Source organism: Comamonas sp. JUb58, from assembly GCF_004364775.1.
GTDB lineage: Bacteria > Pseudomonadota > Gammaproteobacteria > Burkholderiales > Burkholderiaceae_C > Comamonas.
This window is the reverse complement of record NZ_SOAL01000005.1, coordinates 222,337-241,507: the sequence shown is the minus strand read 5'-3', so window position 1 is coordinate 241,507 and position 19,171 is coordinate 222,337. Positions and strand designations below refer to the sequence as shown.

Here is a 19,171-nt window from a genome sequence, read left to right as displayed (position 1 = left end):
GCGGCCGGGTTGCACCAGCACGTTAAGCTGCTGGTGCCCCGCGCCAGAGAGTATTTGATATGACACAAGCCAGAACGACCCCACTTTCGATTTCCATGCATGCGGCGGACAACGTCGCGATCATCGCCAATGACGGCGGCCTGCCGGCCGGCACGGTGCTGCCCTCGGGCCTGCGCCTGGTCGAGCAGGTGCCGCAGGCCCACAAGGTCGCCTTGGTGGACCTGGCAGAAGGCGAGGCCGTGCGCCGCTACAACGTGGTCATCGGCTATGCGCGCCAGGCGATTGCGGCGGGCAGCTGGGTGCATGAGCGCCTGCTGCAGATGCCCGAGGCCCGCTCGTTGGTTGGCCTGCCGATTGCGACCGTGCAAGCCCCTGATCTGCCACCGCTGGAGGGCTATACCTTCGAGGGCTACCGCAATGCCGATGGCACGGTGGGCACGCGCAATATCCTGGCCATCACCACCACGGTGCAGTGTGTGGCCGGCGTGCTGGATTTTGCGGTGCGCCGCATCAAGGCCGAGCTGCTGCCGCGCTACCCGCAGGTTGACGATGTCGTCGGGCTGGAGCACAGCTATGGCTGCGGCGTGGCCATTGATGCGGTGGGTGCCGACATTCCGCAGCGCACCTTGCGCAACATCAGCCACAACCCGAACTTTGGCGGCGAGGTGATGGTCGTGAGCCTGGGCTGCGAAAAGCTGCAGCCCGAGCGCCTGCTGCCGCCGGGCTCTTTCCCGATCACCGACGAGCGCGCGCCCGAGCTTGATGTGGTCTGCCTGCAGGACGAGGCCCATGTGGGCTTCATGTCGATGGTTGCATCGATCATGACCCGGGCGGAGGCACACCTGGCACGGCTGAACCAGCGCCGGCGCGAGACCGTGCCAGCCAGTGCCCTGGTGGTGGGCGTGCAGTGCGGTGGCAGCGATGCCTTCAGCGGCGTGACCGCCAACCCGGCGGTCGGCTTTTGCACCGATCTGCTGGTGCGCGCCGGTGCCACGGTGATGTTCAGCGAAGTGACCGAGGTGCGCGATGGCATTGACCAGCTGACCTCCCGCGCTTCCAGCCCCGAGGTGGCGCAGGCCATGATCGACGAGATGGCCTGGTACGACGCCTACCTGGACAAGGGCAAGGTGGACCGCAGCGCCAACACCACGCCGGGCAACAAGAAGGGCGGCCTGTCCAACATCGTGGAAAAGGCCATGGGCTCGATCATCAAGAGCGGCACGGCGCCCATCACCGGCGTGCTGTCACCCGGCCAGAGGCTGGCCGAGCGCGGCATTGAGCGCGGCCTGGTCTATGCGGCCACGCCCGCAAGCGACTTCATCTGCGGCACCTTGCAACTGGCCGCCGGCATGAACCTGCATGTGTTCACCACCGGGCGCGGCACGCCGTATGGGCTGGCGCAGGTGCCTGTGATCAAGGTAGCGACGCGCAGCGATCTGGCACGCCGCTGGCATGACCTGATGGATGTGAACGCCGGGCGCATTGCCGATGGCGAAGCGACCATCGAGGAGATGGGCTGGGAGATGTTCCGCCTGATGCTGGAGGTGGCCAGCGGCCGCAAAAAGACCTGGGCGGAAGAGTGGCAGCTGCACAATGCGCTGGTGCTGTTCAACCCCGCCCCGGTGACCTGAAGCCTTACTTTTTCCACTTCTCGCGCAGCGCGGCGCAGTGGTCCTGGGCCGGCAGCGCCGGGGTGCTGTGTACCCAGTCGCGGTCGGCCGCATCGGCCTGGGCCTGGCTGCCCGCCTGGCCAATGGCCACCACCGAGCGGGTGCCCGCAGGCAGCCAGGTGGGAATGCCAATGCTGCGCAGCACATGGCCGCGCCCGGCGATCAGCAGCACTGTCTTGCCCGGCTGCAGCTGGGCCGTGGCGGTGTTGGCCATGCTTTCATCTTTAGCGAGCTGGATGCGCGCCATCGGGGCCAATTGGCTAGCGGGTAGCAGGCCGCAGTGGCCGTCGGCAATCGCGTTGAGCTGGCGCTGCCATGCAGCGGCGGGCAGGTGGCTGTCCCAGCGGGTTTGCTGCATCACATCGCGCATCTGCGCACGCGGCAGATTGCCGCCCAGCACGGGCACCCCCGCCTTTACCGCCGTCATCACGGCAGGGCCGTAGTGGCGCCAAGGCCAGCCCTTGTCATTCCAGGCCAGTGCCTGCTGCACCTGGGCTTCGCTGGCATCGGCGCCCAGGCCCTGGGTGCTGTGGCCGGCGTCGGCCATCTCCAGCACCACGGCCGCCAGTTGCCGCCTTGCCGCCCAGTGCGCCACCGTGGCCTGCTGCCACTGCTGGTGCGCGGCGGCATCATGCTGCTCGCCCAGCAGCAGCACATCGGGCGCTTCGGCCAGTGACATCGTCGACCGGTCGAGCTCGGTGTTGGCGGCGCTGTGCGGCGCCTGGCTAGCGCAACCGGCCAGCAGCGCCAAGCCCAACAGGCCGGGCAGCCAGCCAGCATTGCGAATGAATTTTATTTGCATCATTCGCGAATGGTAGTGGCTGGCCGGCGGCCTGGAGGCTTGAAGGGTTGCCGAAGGGGTACTTAGCGGCGCTGGCCGTTGGTCCAGATCGCGCCGGTGGTCAATGCGCCTTCCATCGACACATTGACCAGGGTCGCACCGCTCAGGTTGGCGCCGGCCAGGTTGGAGTTGTCCAGGCTCACATTGACCAGCTCGGCGCCCTGGAAGTTGGCGCCCTGCAGGTTGGAGTTGGACAGGTCCACATTGGTGAAGCTGTGGCCGGCAAAGTTGGCCTGGGGCAGGTTGGAGCCCGACATATTGGCGTTCACATGGGCCTGGTTGCTGCCGCCGCCGCTGCGCTTTTGGCTGCGCACGGTGGTGGAGGACTTGCCCTGGCCTTCGACCACGACCGCTGCGCCACCGGCACCGCCGTGCACGGTGCTGCTGCGGCCGGGGATATTGGTCTCGGCCACGGCGCCACGGCCCGAGGCCGCATTGACGACGGAGCCGTTGACGGTGACCGAGGCGCCTTGGCTGCCGCCGCGCACATCGACGCCGGGGGCCGAGATGACGGCGCCTTGTGCCCAGACGCCGCCGGCGGCCAGGCTCAGGGTCAGCACGGCCAGGGCCTGCTTGAATTGGGGTTGTTGCATGCTTGTCCTTTCTTGCGTTACTCAGTAAGCGGCGCGTTGTGACTCAGGTTGGAGGGCTGCATGCCTTGGGCATGCTCGGGAACGGGGAGCCCCTCGTTCGGCACCAGCTGCTCCTGCGAGAGCGGCGGGGTGTTGGTATCCATCACCGCATCGCCATCGGCGGCGGGCGGCTCAGGCCAGGCAAAGGGCTGCTGGCTCAGCTGCGAGAGCGGGTCGGCCACGCGCTGCGGGCGATCCGGCGGCGCACTGGGGTGCTTTTCTTCGACCTGCAGGGCCACGGCATTGATGCGCGCGGCGAGCTCCTGCATCCAGGCTTCGTCGATGACCGGCTGCTTGTCGTTGCTGCGGCTGAAGATCAGCGCCAGAAACTCGCGCGCCTTGGGCGAGCCGGCATCGGCGGCGCGCCGGTAGTACTGGATGGCGGTGGCGAAATTGCGCTGCACGCCGCGCCCCAGGTGGTAGCGGTAGGCCAGCTCCAGCAGCGCATTGGCATTGCCCTCGTCGGCACGGGCACGCAGGCGGCCGAGCTGCTCGGAGGTGCTGGCGCGCTGGTAGCTGGCGATGCGGCCCAGGTTCTGCGCCGCCGTCTGGCTGCCTCCGGCCTGGGCCTGGGCGTACAGCTCCTTGGCCTCGTTCATGCGCCCTTCGAGCTCGCGCTCAACGGCCAGGTCATTGAGCGCCATCGCATCGCCATCGCGCGCGGCCTGCTCCATCAGCAAGCGCGACTGCTGCATGGCCTTGGGGCCGGTCACCCGGCGCTCGACCAGGGACAGCAGGTAGGTGGCCTTGGCCAGGCGCGCATCGGCTGCGCGCTGCAGCCACTGGCGGCCGCTGGGCACATCCCGCACCCCTCCGGTGCCCGTGCCCAGCATGTAGCCCAGCGCCGCCATGGCCCGGGCATCGCCTTGTGCGGCGGCCTGGCCCAGCCACTGGCGGGCCTGGGCGCCGGCTTGCGGCAGGCCGGCGTTCTGGTAGTAGTACATGCCCAGCTCGAACTGGGAGCTGACATCGCCTTCCTGCGCCTGTCTGCGCAGCGCCTGCAGGCTGGCATCGCTGCGCTGGGCCGGCAGGCGGATGGACGACGAGGCGCCCGGCGCGGCGGGCGCTGCCGGGGCCTGGCTGCTGCTGGCGGCCGTGCCGGCATCGCCAGCGCCAGCCGATGGCAGCACGATGGCGGCCCAGCTGGCGCAGGCCTGCAGCAGCAGCCCGCCGGTCAGCGCCACCAGGCCGGCCCGGCGGCCGGTCACTGCGAGGCGCCTCATGGCTTCTTGCCGCGGCGTGCGGGTGCGGCGGGCGGGGCTGGGACGGCGGCCACAGGGCCTTCCACTTCCCAGCGCAGCTGCGACTGGGCGATGACGCCGGTCTGCGCGGCAATCTGCTGCTGCACGGCTTCGATGGTGGTCAGTCCCTCAATCGGTGCGAGCTGGGCCTGGGTCAGGGCCACCGGCACGCGGCCCGTCAGCGGCTTGGTGGTCTGGGCGCAGTACACCTGCTCCACACCGGGGCGGGCGGTCTCGATCAGGAAGGAGTTGGCCTGGGACACATCCGGCACCATCAAGCCGATGCGGCCCTGGGCCACCACGGCCTGCTGCTGCGGGTTGGGATAGACCTGGGTGACCACCTGGGCGGCATCCTGGTAATAGCAGTAGAGGAAGCCGGTGCGGGCCGGCGCCACGCGCAGCACCACCGAGGTGCCGATGGGCAGCTGCGATGACAGCTCCTTGTGGCCGAGCAGGGACAGGGCCAGCGCATCGGTGGTTGGCTCGTTGTCCGGCAGGCCATGCGGTCGCGGTTTCAACTCATCGCTTTGCGGTGAATAGCTGGAGGCGATCTTGTCCTCGGCCGACATGCCGGCATAGAGGCGCAGCAGGCCCATATAGGTTTCGAAGTTGACGACGCCGACAGGGGTCAGGTCCAGCGATGCCTGGTAGAGCGCCAGCGCATTGCGCAGCGCGGTGGAGTCGTTGCCGTCGACCGGGCCGTTCCAGGCGCCTTCGGCCTGCAGCACGCGCTGGGCCAGGGTGATGCGGTCGGCAGCGCCTTGCTCGTCAAACCAGGTGCGCATCTGGCGTTTGAATTCGGGGTGGTTCTGCTCGTAGTCGATGCATTCCCAGTACGGTACCTTGGCCCATTTGCCCACCAGCTCGATGGTGGCCAGATCGACCAGCAGGCGCACGGCCGCGCCCGCGCCCTGGTTCACATCGGCAGCCACTTCGTACTGCACGCCCAGGCGGTAGATGTGCTTGGGCAGGCCGGTGGCGCGCCCGCCCAGCTCGACCGAGCGGCCGCCGGTGGCAACCACCAGCTCATTGGCCGAGTCCAGACCGGGGTAGAGCGTGCGGGAGTTCATGTCGCCCAGATGCAGATCGAGGCCCACGACCGTGCCCAGCAAGTCCCAGCTGTAGCCGGTATCGGTGTTGGCAGTGGAGACGCCCAGGCTGCTGCGCTTGGAGACCACCGTTTTGTCGCCAAAGCTGATGGCGCCCGAGACATAGATCTGCGGCTTGCGCAGCTCGATCTGGCCGTTGTTGAGCAGCAGGCTGGTCATCGTCTGCACGGTGTCCTGCTTGAGCGCGTCGACCTCATAGTCCACCACGCGGAAGGCTTGGCTGGTGCGTGACATGCGCGACAGGGCGGTGATCACCATCTCCTTGGTGCCGGTGGAGAACAGGCCGGAGGGATCGGGGATGCTCTTGACCGCGACCAGGGTCGAGGGCACCTGCTCGGTCGCAAGCATGCGGTCCATGCAGGCCAGGCCTTCGCGCATCGCCGATGCGGATTTGGTGGGCGTGACCAGCGGCGATTGCTCGGTGATGCCTTTTTCAATGATGTCCTTGCGATCGGACAAGGTGGGTTGGATGCTGCAGGCAGACAAGGCCAGCACGCAGGGCGCCAGGGCCAGGCGGCGAATCGATGAAAAATGCATGGTGGTTATTCGTTATTGCGATGGTGGGGCTGCGCTTGAGGCGGCGCTGCCGCGCTGGCCAGCGTCCTGCCGGGCTCCCTCGCCCCGGGGCGGCTGCGCAGAGTTCTCAGGCTCTGGCGCAGAAGCCATCGTGTTTATTTGCAGATGTTGATGACGGAGCCACGAACGACGGTGACCTGGTCGGCATTGCCGGCCCCATAGCGGTTACCGATACCGGCCGTGCCTTCGTTGATCTGGGGGGCTGCGCCCACGTTGGTATTGCAGTTCTTGCCCGAGGGGCCGGTGACCATTTCACGCTCGATGGCGGATCTGGAATCCTGCTCCGTCAGGTAGTTGCGGGCCATGGCATTGCTCACCTTGTTGCGTGAGGCCGGGTCGAGCCCGGTACGGCCTGCGGGTGGCTTTTGCTGCGCCTGCGCGGCGGCGCACAACAGGGCGAGAACCCATACCCCGGCATAGCTGGCTTTCATGCGCAGTCTCCTGGAGGGACCCTCTGCACAACGGTCGCAGGCTCAGAAATGCGGTCGCATCCCTTGGCGCTGGCGAATGCTCTGCAGAAGATCTTTTTTATAGGGGCTGGCCAGCGAACGGTCTCCAGACGCAATCGGTGGCCAGCGGGGATGAAGGGGAGGGGATTACTTGCCGTCGTTGGAGGCGAGGTTTTGCTCGGCCTTGGTCATCGCACCGATGGCCATATTGGCCACGGCACCGTTGGTGACCGAGACTTCCTGCTTGTTATTGCCGCCGATATTGACGTTGCCCTTGTTGGAGGCCAGGTTTTGCGTGGCGGTAGCACCAGCACCGATGGCCATATTGGCGACGGCGCCGTTCTTCACGGTGACCTTCTGCTCGTTGTTGCCCTTGATCTTCACTTCTGCTTGTGCAGACATCGCGATAGCCGAAACCGAAACCAGAATTGCGAAAAACTTCTTCATAAAAATCTCCTCGTTACTGAAAGAATATGGTGCATGTCCTTGTGATGCACCTCTGCAGTCAGCTCCCCATGTCGGAGAAACCGAACCGTTCATTGGCGTGCGGCCGCATGGCGCCCTGCTACCGTCCACCAATGTTCACTACGCTGCGCATGCCGGTGCCGGTGGCTTGGTTGACCACGGGGCCGCCGACGGAAACCACCTGGCTGCCGCTGCCGACACCACCATTGCGCGACGCAATATTCAATTCGCTATAAGCACCAAAACTGGCCATGTTCGCGACCACGCCATTGACCGAGGTCACCTGGTTGTTGCCGCGGATCTGGCGTATGTTCTTGTTCGACGAGATATTCATCACCGCCTGGGCTGCGGGCCCGGAGATATTGACGATGCCGCCATTCACCACCACCTGCTGGTTGTTCTGGGCGAATACCGAGGCACTCAGCCCCAGACCTGCCCACAGCAGCAGATGCCGCTGTTTTGCCAATGCCTGGGTGAATGCCTGCGTGGCGCTGGAAATGGATTGATGGCCCATGCTCAATAGCTCCTTGCCGATAGCCGAAAACTTGCTAAGGCGTGTTTTTAACTGCAGTCCGGCGTGGGCAAATGACGAGTTGAAACCGGGTGAATCATGAATATTTCATGACATAAGAAATATCTCGTAGCAATCAGATTTAGGTTTTTTGGAACTGCCTATAGAAATCGAATATGTCGGTAACAACTGAATTACATATGAGGCTATAAACTGAATGGATGCGTAGGCAATTTCTTTACAAAGATCTGCAAATTGGCAACTCGCTTTACTTTTGAGCTTTGTTTTTACGAATACGTAAAAAAGCCTGCCCCCACTGGGCAGGCTTCGAAGAGGATTAGCTTAGTTGCTATAAAAAAAGCAGCCCCAGGGGCTGCTCTTGGTATTTACCCTAGGGTAAACCGTGGGTGCTGGCGCTGAACGCCTCAAGCTCTATTCAGGCACCGGCTTTGACCTTCAGGCGCCAAGCGTGCAGCAGGGGTTCGGTGTAGCCCGAGGGCTGTTCCTTGCCCTTGAACACCAGGTCCAGCGCGGCCTGGAACGCGGCGCCCTGGGGGTTGGCCACCAGGCTCTTGTAAGCCGCGTCGCCTGCGTTCTGGCCATCGACCACCTTGGCCATGCGGGCAAAGCTGTCGCGCACCATGGCTTCGGTCACGATGCCGTGCTGCAGCCAGTTGGCGATGTGCTGGCTGGAGATGCGCAGGGTGGCACGGTCTTCCATCAGGCCCACGTTGTGGATGTCGGGCACCTTGGAGCAGCCCACGCCCTGGTCGATCCAACGCACCACATAGCCCAGGATGCCCTGCACGTTGTTGTCCACTTCCTGCTGCTTCTCGGCGTCGCTCCAGTTCGGGTTGGCAGCCACGGGCACCTGCAAGATGGCATTGAGCAGGTTGTCGCGCTCGGTGTCGGCGCTGGTCTTTTCCAGCTCCTTTTGCACTTCGGCCACATTGACCTGGTGGTAGTGCAGCGCATGCAGCGTAGCGCCGGTGGGCGAGGGCACCCAGGCGGTGTTGGCACCGGCCTTGGGCTGGGCGATCTTCTGCTCCAGCATGGCCTTCATCAGGTCCGGCATGGCCCACATGCCCTTACCGATCTGGGCGCGGCCGCGCAGGCCCATGGTCAGGCCCACCAGCACATTGCTCTTTTCATAGGCCGGCAGCCAGGCGCAGGTCTTCATGTCGGCCTTGCGCACCATCGGGCCGGCGTACATGGCGGTGTGCATTTCGTCGCCAGTGCGGTCCAGGAAGCCGGTGTTGATAAAGGCCACGCGCGCCGGCGCAGCAGCAATGGCGGCCTTCAGGTTCACCGTGGTGCGGCGCTCTTCGTCCATGATGCCGAGCTTGACGGTGTTGGCGGGCAGGCCCAGCATCTGTTCGACGCGGCCAAACAGCTCGTCGGCAAAGGCTGCTTCGGCGGGGCCGTGCATCTTGGGCTTGACGATGTAGACACTGCCGGTGCGGCTGTTGCGGATGCCCTGGGCGCCCTTGCCCTGCAGGTCGTGCATGGCGATGGCGGTGGTCACCACGGCGTCCATGATGCCTTCGGGGATCTCTTGCTGGTTGGCACCCCAGAGGATGGCGGGGTTGGTCATCAGGTGGCCGACATTACGCAGGAACATCAGCGAGCGGCCATGGAGCTTGAGGCGGTCGCCATTGGCGGCCGTGTACTCGCGGTCGGCGTTGAGGCCACGGGTCACCGTCTTGCCGCCCTTGTCGAAGGACTCGGTCAGGCTGCCCTTGAGAATGCCCAGCCAGTTGGCATAGCCGTTCACCTTGTCTTCGGCATCCACCGCGGCGACCGAGTCTTCCAGGTCCAGAATGGTCGACAGCGCCGCTTCCACCACCACGTCGGAGACGCCGGCGGCATCGCTGCTGCCAATGGGCGTGGCCTTGTTGATGATGATGTCGATATGGATGCCGTTGTTCTTCAGCAGCACCGACTTGGGCGCAGCTGCATCGCCTTGGTAGCCGACAAACTTGGCGGCGTCCTTGAGGCCGGTCTTGCTGCCGTCCTTGAGGGAGACGGCCAGTTGGCCGCCTTCAACGGCGTAGCCGGTGGCATCGGCATGCGAGCCTTGGGCCAGCGGCGCGGCCTGGTCCAGGAACTGGCGGGCATAGGCAACAACCTTGGCGCCGCGCACGGGGTTGTAGCCCTTGCCCTTTTCTGCGCCACCGTCTTCGCTGATGGCATCGGTGCCGTAGAGCGCGTCATACAGCGAACCCCAACGGGCGTTGGCAGCGTTCAGTGCATAGCGGGCATTCAGAATGGGCACCACCAGCTGGGGACCGGCTTGCACGGCCAGCTCGGAGTCCACATTCTCGGTGCTGGCCTTCACGTCCTTGGGCTGTTCGACCAGGTAGCCGATCTGGGTCAGAAACTGGCGGTAGGCCGGCATGTCGGTGATCGGGCCGGGGTGGGCCTTGTGCCAGCTGTCCAGCTCCGTCTGCAGGCGGTCACGCTCGGCCAGCAGGGCGGCGTTCTTGGGCGCCAGGTCCGACACGATGGCATCAAAACCTTGCCAGAACGCAGCGGGCTCTACACCGGTGCCTGGCAGGACCTGGGTGTTCACAAAGTCATACAGAACCTGGGCCACTTGCAGGCCGTGGACGGTGGTGCGTTCAGTCATGGTGTCTACCTTTCAATACTTGACAACTGCAGGTGCGCAGGAGCACCCATCAGCACACTTTATTCCATACCCACCATGGCAATCAATCCATTAAAAACACTTTGATATATGACTTTTATGGGGGTAATCATGGCCGGTTTGCGGCGGAATGGCCTGTCTTTGCTTTGATGGTTTGCATGATCTGATCTGTCATCTCTATATAGATGCTTGCGGCCCTGAGCCTGCTGGGCCAAGCCGTAGCACAGCTGTTGCCGAAAAGAAGCAGTTCGTCAGAAAATGCGCGCAAAGCTTGATGGAAATCAGAAATGATCAGATACAATCATTTTCATCTGGTGGCAGTAATTTATCGCGTGCCACAGCCTATCTCAGGAGTGTTTCATGGCGAATTTGACCGACAGCTTGAATGATCTGATGTCTCTGGAAGGCGCCCTGTGCGCAGCCGTTGTGGACTACAACAGCGGCATGATGCTGGCCAGCGCCGGTACCGGCGTGGACATGGAGCTGGCAGCTGCCGGTAACACCGAAGTGGTGCGCGCCAAGATGAAGACCATCAAGGCTCTGGGCCTGAACGAGAACATCGACGACATCCTCATCACCCTGGGCAAGCAGTACCACATCATCCGTCCTTGCTCGCGCCTGGCCGGCATCTTTGTGTACTACGTGCTGGACAACAAGCGCGCCAACCTGGCACTGGCCCGCCGCAAGGTGACCGACGTCGAAAGCGCGATGACGATGTAAAGCCGGGCTGGCGCTATCGCCAGCTCTGCTTTTTGCCTTGGGTGGTGCCTGCCGCGCCACCATACTGCGCCATACCTCGCCCCGCCGTCGCAAATAACATACGCTTTGTTACGAGTTGCGGGCGCTGCGCTTGCCCACTGTTTTTGCAGTCGAGCGCAAGCCAGCCCATGCGCGGCTGCTATCGAAATATCAGCTTGCTGCTTTGTACCCCCTGCCTGGGTGACAGCCGCATGCAGCGAATGATTGCTCTGATCAGAAGTGACTTATTAGAATCATCTATACCTTTATAAGGTAGCAGTGGTTGATCTAGGTCACATAGATTGGAGTGGTTATGGCAAATCTGAACGACAGCTTGAATGATTTGATGTCGATGGACGGCGCCCTGTGCGCTGCCGTGGTGGACTACAGCAGCGGCATGATGCTGGGCAGCGTAGGCAGCGGCGTCGACATGGAGCTGGCTGCGGCCGGCAACACCGAGGTGGTGCGCGCCAAGATGAAGACGATGAAGGCCCTGGGCCTGAACGACAACATCGACGACATCCTCATTACCCTGGGCAAGCAGTACCACATCATTCGCCCATCGCAGCGTCTGTCCGGCATCTTCGTCTATTACGTGCTGGACAAGGCCCGCTCCAACCTGGCGCTGGCCCGCCGCAAGGTGGCCGATGTGGAATCGAACATGAGCATGTAAGCTGGCGCTGGTCGCCACAGCACAACGGGCCCGATGGGCCCGTTTGCTTTTGGAGCATCGGCGGTACGCAGGCTAGGCCGAGACCAGCGAGGCGCGGAACTGGTAGCCCACTTTTTGCTGCGATTGCAGCGGCACCGCCAGCGGCGTGGCCTTTTCGATGCGGCGGCGCAGGCGGTAGATGGTGGCGTGCAGGCTGTTGTCGGAGTCGCTGGCCGTCGGGTAGCCCAGCAGCTCGCGGATCTGGTCGCGGCCCACGACGGCGCCCTGGGCCTTGAGAAAGCACTGCATCAGCATCAGGTCGGTGGGGCTGAGATCGACGCTCTGGCCATCGGGCGTCAGCAGCAGGCTGCGGTGGCTGTCGAGCTTCCAGGCCGTCGCCACCTGGGCGGTGGTCATGATGCGGCGGTGTACGGCGCGCACAGCCAGCTCCACCTGTTCGAAGGTCACCGGCTTGGTCAGGTACATGTCGGCGCCGGCATTGATGACCTCGGCAAACACCTCGGGACCGAGCCGGCCCGAGACGATCAGCACGCCCGATTGGTTGCGCTTGCGCAGAATGCGCAGCAGCTCGGTGCCATTGACGCCGGGCAGCATCAGGTCCAGCACATAGAAGTCAAAGCGGTAGGGCTCGTTGTCGGCCAGCAGGTCGCTGCTGTCGTTGTACACCTGTACCTGGACGCCCTGGTTGCGCAAGTGTTGGGCCAGAAATTCGCTGTATTCGGGGTCATCGTCGACCAGGGCGAGCGTAGCGGGAAGCATGGTGGTTCCGTGAAATGAAGCAATCGATGAAAAAGGCCTGCGAAGCGCGGTGCCAGCTTCTGCAGGGGCAAGCGGCCGGTGGCCAGGCCTTGCTGGCTAATCGTCCAGCCCTTGGGGCAACTCAATGCGCATGATGGTGCCGTTTGGCTGGCGCGGCAAGGCCTGCACCGTGCCCTGGTGCAACTGCACCACCGAGCGCACGATGAACAGACCCAGCCCGGCGCCCGCGCGGTGGCGGTGTTCGCTGCCGCGCGTGCCCTTCTCGAACAGGCGCGGGCGCAGGCTGTCGGGGATGCCCGGGCCTTCATCGATCACCTCGATGATCAGCGCCAGCGGGTCGTCCGAATCGGCCAGGCGCAGCAGCACCGGGCTGTCTGCGGGCGCGTAATTGAGTGCGTTGTTGAGCAGGTTGCGGATGGTCAGCCGCATCAGCGCCGGGTGCAGCTGCACGGTGCGGGCCTCGGCATCCCAGACCACCTGGATGCGCGGCCGGGCATCGGCAGCGATGTCGTGCAGCACCAGGTTGACGAGGGTCGGCAGATCGGTATCGGACGAAGCCCCGGCGCGCCCGCCAACGGCCAGAATGGTGCCGGCGGCCAGGGTGTTGTCAAGGGTGCCGATGACCTGCTGCAGCACATGCTCGGCGCGCAGCAAGGCCTTGGTGGCCGGCGTGGTCTGGGCCAGTTGCAGATCGGCAATGGCCGACATGGTGGCCTGCATCGCGGCCGAGGCATTGTTCAGCGGCTGGCGGATCTCATGCGACAGCAGCTGCAGCATCTCGCTGTGCTCGGTGAGCATGGCGGTGCGCCAGTCCAGCAAGGTGCGCAGTTTCAGCAGCTCGCTCTTCTCTTCGGCGCGCTCCAGGTCAGTGGAAGAGAGCGCGGCCAGCTGCGTGCGCAGCGCATCGGCCTGGGCCGCGTTGGCGTATTCGGCGCTGCAGTCCTGCATCAGCATCAGGGTGCCCTGGGCCGTTTTACTGCCGGCCGGCCCGGGCCAGAGGTGGGGCGACAGGCTGACGCGGCGCCAGGCGACCTGGCCATGGGCATCGGTCTTGCGGGTGTCAAACTGCTGGCGCTGGCCTTGCGCGGCAGCCTGCAGCGCCTCCTGGTGCTGCTGGGCAAAGTCGGGCGGCAGCGCTTCGTCCAGCAACTGGCCGACGATGCCGGTGGCGGGCACGCCAAACCATTCGCACCACTGCGGCGTGGCCAGGCGCAGGCGCTGGTCGCGGCCCCAGTAGGCCATCGCCACCGGGCTGCTGCCAAACAGGCGCAGCAGCTGGGCGGGGGCGTACCAGAGGGCGTCGGCACTGGATGGGGAACTGGTGGGCGGCGTTGAAGCTGGCGGCATAGGAGCGGGGGCGCAGGAAAAGAGCGGCTGTCAATGATGTCGCAGCGGGATGTGCGCTTTCATGCGCCCGCCAGGCCGGAGCCCCGATGATAATAGGCTGTGGCCCAGCCAGCGCGTCGCACAAGCGGCGGCCAGCGGGCTTTGCGTATTTTCTGTGTTCAGTCTGGTATGGATCGCCTCAAGCAGCTCGAATCATTTGTCGCCATCGCCTCGCGCGGCAGCCTCACGGCAGCAGCCAAGGCCGAAGGCGTGGCACCGGCCATCATGGGTCGCCGGCTCGATGCGCTGGAGGAGCGCCTGGGCGTCAAGCTGCTGGTGCGCACCACGCGCAAGCTCACCCTGACCTATGAGGGCGCCGCCTTTCTGGAAGACTGCCAGCGCCTGCTGGCCGAGCTGGCCAGCGTCGAGGCCAGCGTCAGCGCCGGCGGCATCAAGGCCACAGGACATCTGCGTGTGACGGCGCCGGCCGGCTTTGGGCGCCGCCATGTGGCGCCGCTGCTGCCGCTCTACCATGCGCGCCACCCGGAGGTGACCATCTCGCTGAACCTGAGCGACCGCCTGGTCGACCTGGCCGGCGAGGGCTACGACTGCGCGATCCGCGTCGGCGACCTGCCCGATTCCTCGCTGGTGAGCGTGCGTGTGGCGGACAACCGGCGCCTCTGCGTGGCGACGCCCGAGTATCTGCGCCGCCGTGGCATTCCGCGCCACCCCAGCGAGCTGAACCAGCATGACTGCCTGACCTTGTCCAGCGAAGCCTCGCAGACGCGGGGCTGGGCGTTTCGCATGCCGGCGGCTACTGGCGGCAGCGAGGTGGTCTACCTCAAGCCCGGTGGGCCGCTCGATTGCTCGGACGGCCAGGTGCTGCACGACTGGTGCCAGCAAGGCTGGGGCATTGCCTGGCGCAGCACCTGGGAGGTCGAGTCGGAGATTGCCGCCGGCCGCCTGGTCGAGGTGCTGGAGGAGTTTGCCGCGCCGCCTAATGGCATCTATGTGATGTTCCAGCAGCGCAAGCACCTGCCGCTGCGGGTGCGCTTGTGGATTGATTTCGTCAAGCAGCACTACGAACGTGCCGATTTCTGGAAGAAGATGGAGTAACACGATGACTTTGGAAGCTGTTCTGGCCTGCCTGCACCTGCTGGCCTTGTTGACCATGGTGGTTTTTCTCTCCAGCGAGGCGGCTTTGTGCCGCGCCGAGTGGATGAACGCGGCCGTGGTGCAGCGCCTGGCGCGCCTCGATCTGATCTACGCCTTTGCTGCGCTGGCGGTGCTGGGCACCGGCCTGCTACGCCTGTTTCTGGGCGCCAAGGGCGTGACCTGGTATGTCAGCCAGCCGCTGTTCCACCTGAAGATGACCTTGGTGGTCGTCGCCGTGGTGCTGTCCCTGAAGCCGACAGCCGTGTTCCGCCGCTGGTTACGGCAATTGCGCGACAATGGCGCTTTGCCCGGGGACGCCGAGGTGCGCGCCACGCGTAAATGGGTCATGTGGCAAGCCCATCTGATTCCCGTGATCGCCGCCGTCGCCGTGTTTTATGCCCGGGGCTGGTAAACCGGCCTGGCGCTGGTAACCGCTTCGTCTAAGTTTCTAATATGTTGCAAGTCAAAAAAGATTTGCTCGCAGTGCTTGCTGCCGAGCTCGAGAAATTGTCGCCTGGCGCAGGTAGCCGTGCGGCCTTTGAAACGCCCAAGGTGGCCGCCCACGGTGACTATGCCGTGACCGCCGCGATGCAGCTGGCCAAGCCGCTCAAGGCCAATCCCCGCGCACTGGGCGAGCAGCTCAAGGCCGCGCTGGAAGCCGCACCCGCCTTTGCGCAATGGGTGGATGCGATCGAGATTGCCGGCCCCGGTTTCTTGAACCTGCGCCTCAAGCCCGCTGCCAAGCAGCAGGTGGTGCAGGAAGTGCTGGCCCAGGGCGAGCGCTTTGGCATGCAGCCGCAGCGCGATGAAAAGATCATCGTCGAGTTCGTCTCGGCCAACCCCACCGGCCCGCTGCACGTGGGCCACGGCCGCCAGGCCGCGCTGGGCGATGCCATCTGCAACCTCTACGGCAGCCAGGGCTGGTCCGTGCACCGCGAGTTCTACTACAACGACGCGGGCGTGCAGATCGACACCCTGACCAAGAGCACCCAGCTGCGCGCCAAGGGCTTCAAGCCCGGTGACGACTGCTGGCCCACCGACAGCGAGAACCCGCTGGCCAAGAACTTCTACAACGGCGACTACATCGGCGACATCGCCCAGGCCTTCCTCGCCAAGCAGACCATCAAGGCCGATGACCGCGCGTTCACCGCCAATGGCGATGTCGAAGACTACGACAACATCCGCAACTTTGCGGTGGCCTACCTGCGCAACGAGCAGGACAAGGACCTGCAGGCCTTCAACCTCAAGTTCGACGAGTACTACCTCGAGTCGAGCCTGTACCAGAACGGCCATGTGGAAGAAACCGTCAAGCGCCTGATCGCCAGCGGCCACACCTATGAGCAGGATGGCGCGCTGTGGCTGCGCACCACCGACTTCGGTGACGACAAGGACCGCGTGATGCGCAAGTCCGACGGCACCTACACCTACTTCCTGCCCGATGTGGCCTACCACACGCAGAAGTTCCTGCGCGGCTACGGCAAGGCCGTCAACATCCAGGGCACGGACCACCACGGCACCATCGCCCGCGTGCGCGCCGGCCTGCAGGCGGTCAATGTCGGCATCCCCCAGGGCTACCCTGATTACGTGCTGCACACCATGGTGCGCGTGGTGCGCGGTGGTGAAGAGGTCAAGATCAGCAAGCGCGCCGGCAGCTATGTGACCCTGCGCGATCTGATCGAGTGGACCAGCAAGGATGCAGTGCGCTTCTTCCTGCTGTCGCGCAAGCCCGATACCGAGTACACCTTCGACGTCGACCTGGCCGTGGCCCAGAACAACGACAACCCGGTGTTCTACGTGCAATACGCCCATGCGCGCATCTGCTCGGTGCTGCGCGGCTGGCAGGAGCAGGGCGGAGCGGGCCTGGCTGCGCTGAGCGGCATTGACCTGGGCGCGCTGCAAGGCCCGCAGGCCCAGGCGCTGATGCAAATGCTGGCCCAGTACCCCGAGATGCTGACCAACGCTGCCGACGGCAATGCGCCGCACGATGTTACGTTCTATCTGCGTGACCTGGCCTCGGCCTACCACAGCTACTATGATGCAGAGCGTATCTTGGTGGATGACGAAGCCACCAAATTGGCCCGTCTGGCACTCGTGGCGGCAGTCGCGCAAGTGCTGCGCAATGGCCTGGCCGTGCTGGGTGTGAGCGCACCAGAGCGCATGTGATTTTGCGAACAAAGGTAATAACTGCAATGCGACGACATCAACGTGGTGGAACCATCCTGGGCCTGATCCTGGGGCTGCTGGTGGGCGTGGGCGCGGCTTTGGCCGTGGCCGTGTACGTCACCAATGTGCCGGTGCCGTTTGTCAACAAAGCTGGCGTCAAGGGCGAGGCCAAGGACAAGGCCGAAGCGCAGCGCAACCAGAACTGGGACCCGAACTCGCCGCTGTATGGCAAGAACCCCGCGCGTGCGCCGGCGGCCGTGGCACCGGCTGCGCAGGGCGTGGTGGTGCCTGAGCCGCCGCGCACGGTGGCCGATAACGCCACCCCGCCGGTAGAGAACAAGCCCGCCAAGCCTGAGGTGGTGCTGCCCGATCCGGCCAAGCCCGCCGACAAGCCGGCAGACAAGACCCAGGTCGCCAAGCTCGACCCCAAGGCCGGCCAGGGCGCCGATCCGCTGGGTGACCTGGCCAAGTCGCGCAGTGCCGATGGCAGCGACGGCTTCCAGTACTTTGTGCAGGCCGGTGCGTTCCGCAGCCAGACGGATGGCGATGCACAGCGCGCCAAGCTGGCGATGATGGGCTGGGAGGCCCGCGTCAGCGAGCGCGAAGTCAATGGCCGCACGGTATACCGAGTGCGCGTGGGCCCATTCAACAAGCGCGATGATGCCGACGGCCTCAAAGGCAAGCTCGATGGCGCCGGCGTGGATGCGCAAATCGTCCGCGTACAGCGTTGAACTTTTGGCGGTGCAGGGCACTCCTAACCGCAACTTGTCACTGGAGTTAACAAAACATGAAACGTCGTGAGTTTTCCACTTTGGCGGCTTCCGCTACTGCCGCTTCCGCGCTGAGCCTGCCTTTCGCCACCGGTGCCAACGCACAGGCCAAGTTCAAGGAAGGCAAGGACTACCTGAAGCTGGCAAAGCCCGTGAACCCCGATGCGCCCGCTGGCAAGGTCGAGGTCATCGAGTTCTTCTGGTACAGCTGCCCCCACTGCAATGCTTTCGAGCCGCAGTTTGAAGCCTGGGTCAAGACCGCACCGAAGAATCTGCAGATCCGCCGCGTGCCGGTCGCCTTCAACAACACCTTTGTGCCCCAGCAAAAGATCTACTTCGCGCTGGAGTCCATGGGCCTGATCCCTGACGTGCATGTCAAGGTCTTCCGCGCGATCCACGTCGAGCGCCAGCGCCTGAACAAGGACGACGAGATCTTCGCCTGGATGGACAAGAACGGCGTGGACCTGGCCAAGTTCAAGGAAGCCTACAACTCCTTCAGCGTGGCAGGCCAGGTGCGCAAGGCCACCCAGCTGCAAGAGTCCTATGGCGTCGAAGGCGTTCCATCCTTGGGCGTGGCTGGCAAGTACTACACCGATGGCACCCGTGCCGGCTCGATGGGCAACGTGCTGCAAGTGGTAGAGTTCCTGGCAGCACAAGGCTGAGCGGCCTCCCCAACGCTTTAGACAAAGCCCGCACGCGCGGGCTTTTTTGTGCCAAAAACGGCCCAACGCTCCAGCATGGCTACAATGGGGCAGAGCAAGATTCATGCCTTATGAGACACCGTATTTTTAACTCTTTGTTGGTGGCAGTGGCCCTGGCCGTGCCGCTGCTGTCGCACGCCGAGCGTGCAGACCGTACCAAGCCCATGAACATCGAGGCGGACGATGGCCGCCATGATGAACTCAAGCAGACCAGTATCTTCACGGGCAATGTGGTGGTGACCAAGGGCACCATCATCATCCGTGGCGCGCAGCTGACCGTGAGCCAGGACCGCGACGGCTTCCAGCACGGCGTGGTGACAGCTGCACCAGGCAAGCTGGCCTTCTTCCGCCAAAAGCGCGATTCCGCACCTGGTGCACCGGATGAATTCGTCGAAGGCGAAGGCGAGGTCATCACCTATAACGGCCGCGACGACACCGTGCACTTTGAGCGCCGTGGCGAGCTGCGCCGCTACCGCGAGACCACCTTGACCGACCAGGTCAGTGGCCCGCTGATTGTCTACAACAACCTGAGCGACACCTTCACGGTCTCCGGCCAGAAAGGCGCCCAGGCGGCGGCCGATCCCAAGCCCGGCGCCCCCAAGAAGGACCGCGTGCGCGTGATTCTGACGCCCAAGGCCGACGGCAAGGCGGACGACAAGGCCAGCACCCCGGCCAAGCCCGCAGCCGATGACAAGACGCCATTGCGCCCCAGCACCCAACTGAACGACGGAGCCAAGTAACCGTG

The 19,171-nt window shown here is 64.4% G+C and carries 19 protein-coding genes; 9 read left to right on the top strand and 10 right to left on the bottom strand.

Going from position 1 to position 19,171, the window contains the following annotated elements; translation table 11 throughout:
• Positions 1-59: 59 nt before the first annotated feature.
• Positions 60-1,631: a galactarate dehydratase gene (gene garD, locus EDF71_RS07350; RefSeq protein ID WP_133855924.1), complete on the top strand. Its 1,572-nt coding sequence runs from the start codon at positions 60-62 to the stop codon at positions 1,629-1,631.
• A 4-nt stretch (positions 1,632-1,635) separates the two neighbouring features.
• On the opposite strand, the gene EDF71_RS07345 is transcribed toward garD, so the two are convergent.
• From EDF71_RS07345 to EDF71_RS07310, 8 genes are all read right to left on the bottom strand, one after another.
• A complete protein-coding gene (locus EDF71_RS07345) occupies positions 1,636-2,472 on the bottom strand; it encodes a ChaN family lipoprotein (RefSeq protein WP_243854206.1) in 837 nt (278 codons plus the stop codon).
• A 62-nt stretch (positions 2,473-2,534) separates the two neighbouring features.
• Positions 2,535-3,104, bottom strand: a complete 570-nt coding sequence (locus tag EDF71_RS07340; protein WP_133855922.1) for a pentapeptide repeat-containing protein — start codon at positions 3,102-3,104, stop codon at positions 2,535-2,537.
• Between the two features lie 17 nt (positions 3,105-3,121).
• On the bottom strand, positions 3,122-4,366 hold the full coding sequence (locus EDF71_RS07335) for a tetratricopeptide repeat protein (RefSeq protein ID WP_133855921.1): 1,245 nt from the start codon (positions 4,364-4,366) through the stop codon (positions 3,122-3,124).
• Positions 4,363-6,030 carry a DUF4384 domain-containing protein gene (locus EDF71_RS07330; RefSeq protein WP_133855920.1) on the bottom strand — a complete coding sequence of 556 codons (1,668 nt, stop codon included), beginning with the start codon at positions 6,028-6,030 and terminating at the stop codon, positions 4,363-4,365. Before EDF71_RS07330 ends, EDF71_RS07335 begins: the two co-directional genes overlap by 4 nt.
• Positions 6,031-6,164: 134 nt before the next feature.
• Positions 6,165-6,500, bottom strand: coding sequence for a hypothetical protein (locus EDF71_RS07325; RefSeq protein WP_021025065.1), 336 nt, complete (start codon positions 6,498-6,500; stop codon positions 6,165-6,167).
• Between the two features lie 165 nt (positions 6,501-6,665).
• On the bottom strand, positions 6,666-6,920 hold the full coding sequence (locus tag EDF71_RS07320) for a hypothetical protein (RefSeq protein WP_208301006.1): 255 nt from the start codon (positions 6,918-6,920) through the stop codon (positions 6,666-6,668).
• Between the two features lie 163 nt (positions 6,921-7,083).
• A complete protein-coding gene (locus tag EDF71_RS07315) occupies positions 7,084-7,497 on the bottom strand; it encodes a hypothetical protein (RefSeq protein ID WP_133855918.1) in 414 nt (137 codons plus the stop codon).
• A gap of 433 nt (positions 7,498-7,930) precedes the next feature.
• Positions 7,931-10,123, bottom strand: coding sequence for a malate synthase G (locus EDF71_RS07310; RefSeq protein WP_133855917.1), 2,193 nt, complete (start codon positions 10,121-10,123; stop codon positions 7,931-7,933).
• Between the two features lie 378 nt (positions 10,124-10,501).
• Here EDF71_RS07310 and EDF71_RS07305 point away from each other — a divergent pair, with 378 nt between their 5' ends.
• Together EDF71_RS07305 and EDF71_RS07300 are read left to right on the top strand one after the other, a co-directional pair.
• A complete protein-coding gene (locus tag EDF71_RS07305) occupies positions 10,502-10,861 on the top strand; it encodes a hypothetical protein (protein ID WP_021025061.1) in 360 nt (119 codons plus the stop codon).
• A 331-nt stretch (positions 10,862-11,192) separates the two neighbouring features.
• On the top strand, positions 11,193-11,552 hold the full coding sequence (locus tag EDF71_RS07300) for a hypothetical protein (protein WP_133855916.1): 360 nt from the start codon (positions 11,193-11,195) through the stop codon (positions 11,550-11,552).
• 72 nt (positions 11,553-11,624) lie between these two features.
• Here EDF71_RS07300 and EDF71_RS07295 read toward each other — a convergent pair whose 3' ends face one another.
• Positions 11,625-12,311, bottom strand: coding sequence for a response regulator transcription factor (locus tag EDF71_RS07295; protein WP_133855915.1), 687 nt, complete (start codon positions 12,309-12,311; stop codon positions 11,625-11,627).
• A gap of 96 nt (positions 12,312-12,407) precedes the next feature.
• Positions 12,408-13,658, bottom strand: coding sequence for a PAS domain-containing sensor histidine kinase (locus EDF71_RS07290; RefSeq protein ID WP_133855914.1), 1,251 nt, complete (start codon positions 13,656-13,658; stop codon positions 12,408-12,410).
• 168 nt (positions 13,659-13,826) lie between these two features.
• Here EDF71_RS07290 and EDF71_RS07285 point away from each other — a divergent pair, with 168 nt between their 5' ends.
• The 6 genes from EDF71_RS07285 (at position 13,827) to lptA (ending at position 19,166) form a co-directional block, all read left to right on the top strand.
• On the top strand, positions 13,827-14,753 hold the full coding sequence (locus EDF71_RS07285) for a LysR family transcriptional regulator (RefSeq protein ID WP_133855913.1): 927 nt from the start codon (positions 13,827-13,829) through the stop codon (positions 14,751-14,753).
• A gap of 4 nt (positions 14,754-14,757) precedes the next feature.
• Positions 14,758-15,204 (top strand): DUF2214 family protein, encoded by a 447-nt coding sequence (locus EDF71_RS07280; protein WP_133855912.1) that lies wholly within the window; start codon positions 14,758-14,760, stop codon positions 15,202-15,204.
• 41 nt (positions 15,205-15,245) lie between these two features.
• Positions 15,246-16,955 carry an arginine--tRNA ligase gene (gene argS / locus EDF71_RS07275; protein WP_133855911.1) on the top strand — a complete coding sequence of 570 codons (1,710 nt, stop codon included), beginning with the start codon at positions 15,246-15,248 and terminating at the stop codon, positions 16,953-16,955.
• Positions 16,956-16,981: 26 nt separating this feature from the next.
• Positions 16,982-17,686, top strand: coding sequence for an SPOR domain-containing protein (locus EDF71_RS07270; protein WP_133855910.1), 705 nt, complete (start codon positions 16,982-16,984; stop codon positions 17,684-17,686).
• A gap of 56 nt (positions 17,687-17,742) precedes the next feature.
• Complete coding sequence (locus EDF71_RS07265; RefSeq protein ID WP_133855909.1) at positions 17,743-18,387, top strand: thiol:disulfide interchange protein DsbA/DsbL; 645 nt, start codon at positions 17,743-17,745, stop codon at positions 18,385-18,387.
• Positions 18,388-18,497: 110 nt separating this feature from the next.
• Positions 18,498-19,166 (top strand): lipopolysaccharide transport periplasmic protein LptA, encoded by a 669-nt coding sequence (gene lptA, locus EDF71_RS07260; RefSeq protein ID WP_133855908.1) that lies wholly within the window; start codon positions 18,498-18,500, stop codon positions 19,164-19,166.
• Positions 19,167-19,171 lie beyond the last annotated feature (5 nt).

Bases quoted from the DNA above. Each gene is read 5' to 3' on its own strand.
- garD (WP_133855924.1), top strand. From the start codon at position 60: ATGACACAAGCCAGAACGACCCCACTTTCGATTTCCATGCATGCGGCG.
- EDF71_RS07345 (WP_243854206.1), bottom strand. From the start codon at position 2,472: ATGCAAATAAAATTCATTCGCAATGCTGGCTGGCTGCCCGGCCTGTTG.
- EDF71_RS07340 (WP_133855922.1), bottom strand. From the start codon at position 3,104: ATGCAACAACCCCAATTCAAGCAGGCCCTGGCCGTGCTGACCCTGAGC.
- EDF71_RS07335 (WP_133855921.1), bottom strand. From the start codon at position 4,366: ATGAGGCGCCTCGCAGTGACCGGCCGCCGGGCCGGCCTGGTGGCGCTG.
- EDF71_RS07330 (WP_133855920.1), bottom strand. From the start codon at position 6,030: ATGCATTTTTCATCGATTCGCCGCCTGGCCCTGGCGCCCTGCGTGCTG.
- EDF71_RS07325 (WP_021025065.1), bottom strand. From the start codon at position 6,500: ATGAAAGCCAGCTATGCCGGGGTATGGGTTCTCGCCCTGTTGTGCGCC.
- EDF71_RS07320 (WP_208301006.1), bottom strand. From the start codon at position 6,920: ATGTCTGCACAAGCAGAAGTGAAGATCAAGGGCAACAACGAGCAGAAG.
- EDF71_RS07315 (WP_133855918.1), bottom strand. From the start codon at position 7,497: ATGGGCCATCAATCCATTTCCAGCGCCACGCAGGCATTCACCCAGGCA.
- EDF71_RS07310 (WP_133855917.1), bottom strand. From the start codon at position 10,123: ATGACTGAACGCACCACCGTCCACGGCCTGCAAGTGGCCCAGGTTCTG.
- EDF71_RS07305 (WP_021025061.1), top strand. From the start codon at position 10,502: ATGGCGAATTTGACCGACAGCTTGAATGATCTGATGTCTCTGGAAGGC.
- EDF71_RS07300 (WP_133855916.1), top strand. From the start codon at position 11,193: ATGGCAAATCTGAACGACAGCTTGAATGATTTGATGTCGATGGACGGC.
- EDF71_RS07295 (WP_133855915.1), bottom strand. From the start codon at position 12,311: ATGCTTCCCGCTACGCTCGCCCTGGTCGACGATGACCCCGAATACAGC.
- EDF71_RS07290 (WP_133855914.1), bottom strand. From the start codon at position 13,658: ATGCCGCCAGCTTCAACGCCGCCCACCAGTTCCCCATCCAGTGCCGAC.
- EDF71_RS07285 (WP_133855913.1), top strand. From the start codon at position 13,827: ATGGATCGCCTCAAGCAGCTCGAATCATTTGTCGCCATCGCCTCGCGC.
- EDF71_RS07280 (WP_133855912.1), top strand. From the start codon at position 14,758: ATGACTTTGGAAGCTGTTCTGGCCTGCCTGCACCTGCTGGCCTTGTTG.
- argS (WP_133855911.1), top strand. From the start codon at position 15,246: ATGTTGCAAGTCAAAAAAGATTTGCTCGCAGTGCTTGCTGCCGAGCTC.
- EDF71_RS07270 (WP_133855910.1), top strand. From the start codon at position 16,982: ATGCGACGACATCAACGTGGTGGAACCATCCTGGGCCTGATCCTGGGG.
- EDF71_RS07265 (WP_133855909.1), top strand. From the start codon at position 17,743: ATGAAACGTCGTGAGTTTTCCACTTTGGCGGCTTCCGCTACTGCCGCT.
- lptA (WP_133855908.1), top strand. From the start codon at position 18,498: ATGAGACACCGTATTTTTAACTCTTTGTTGGTGGCAGTGGCCCTGGCC.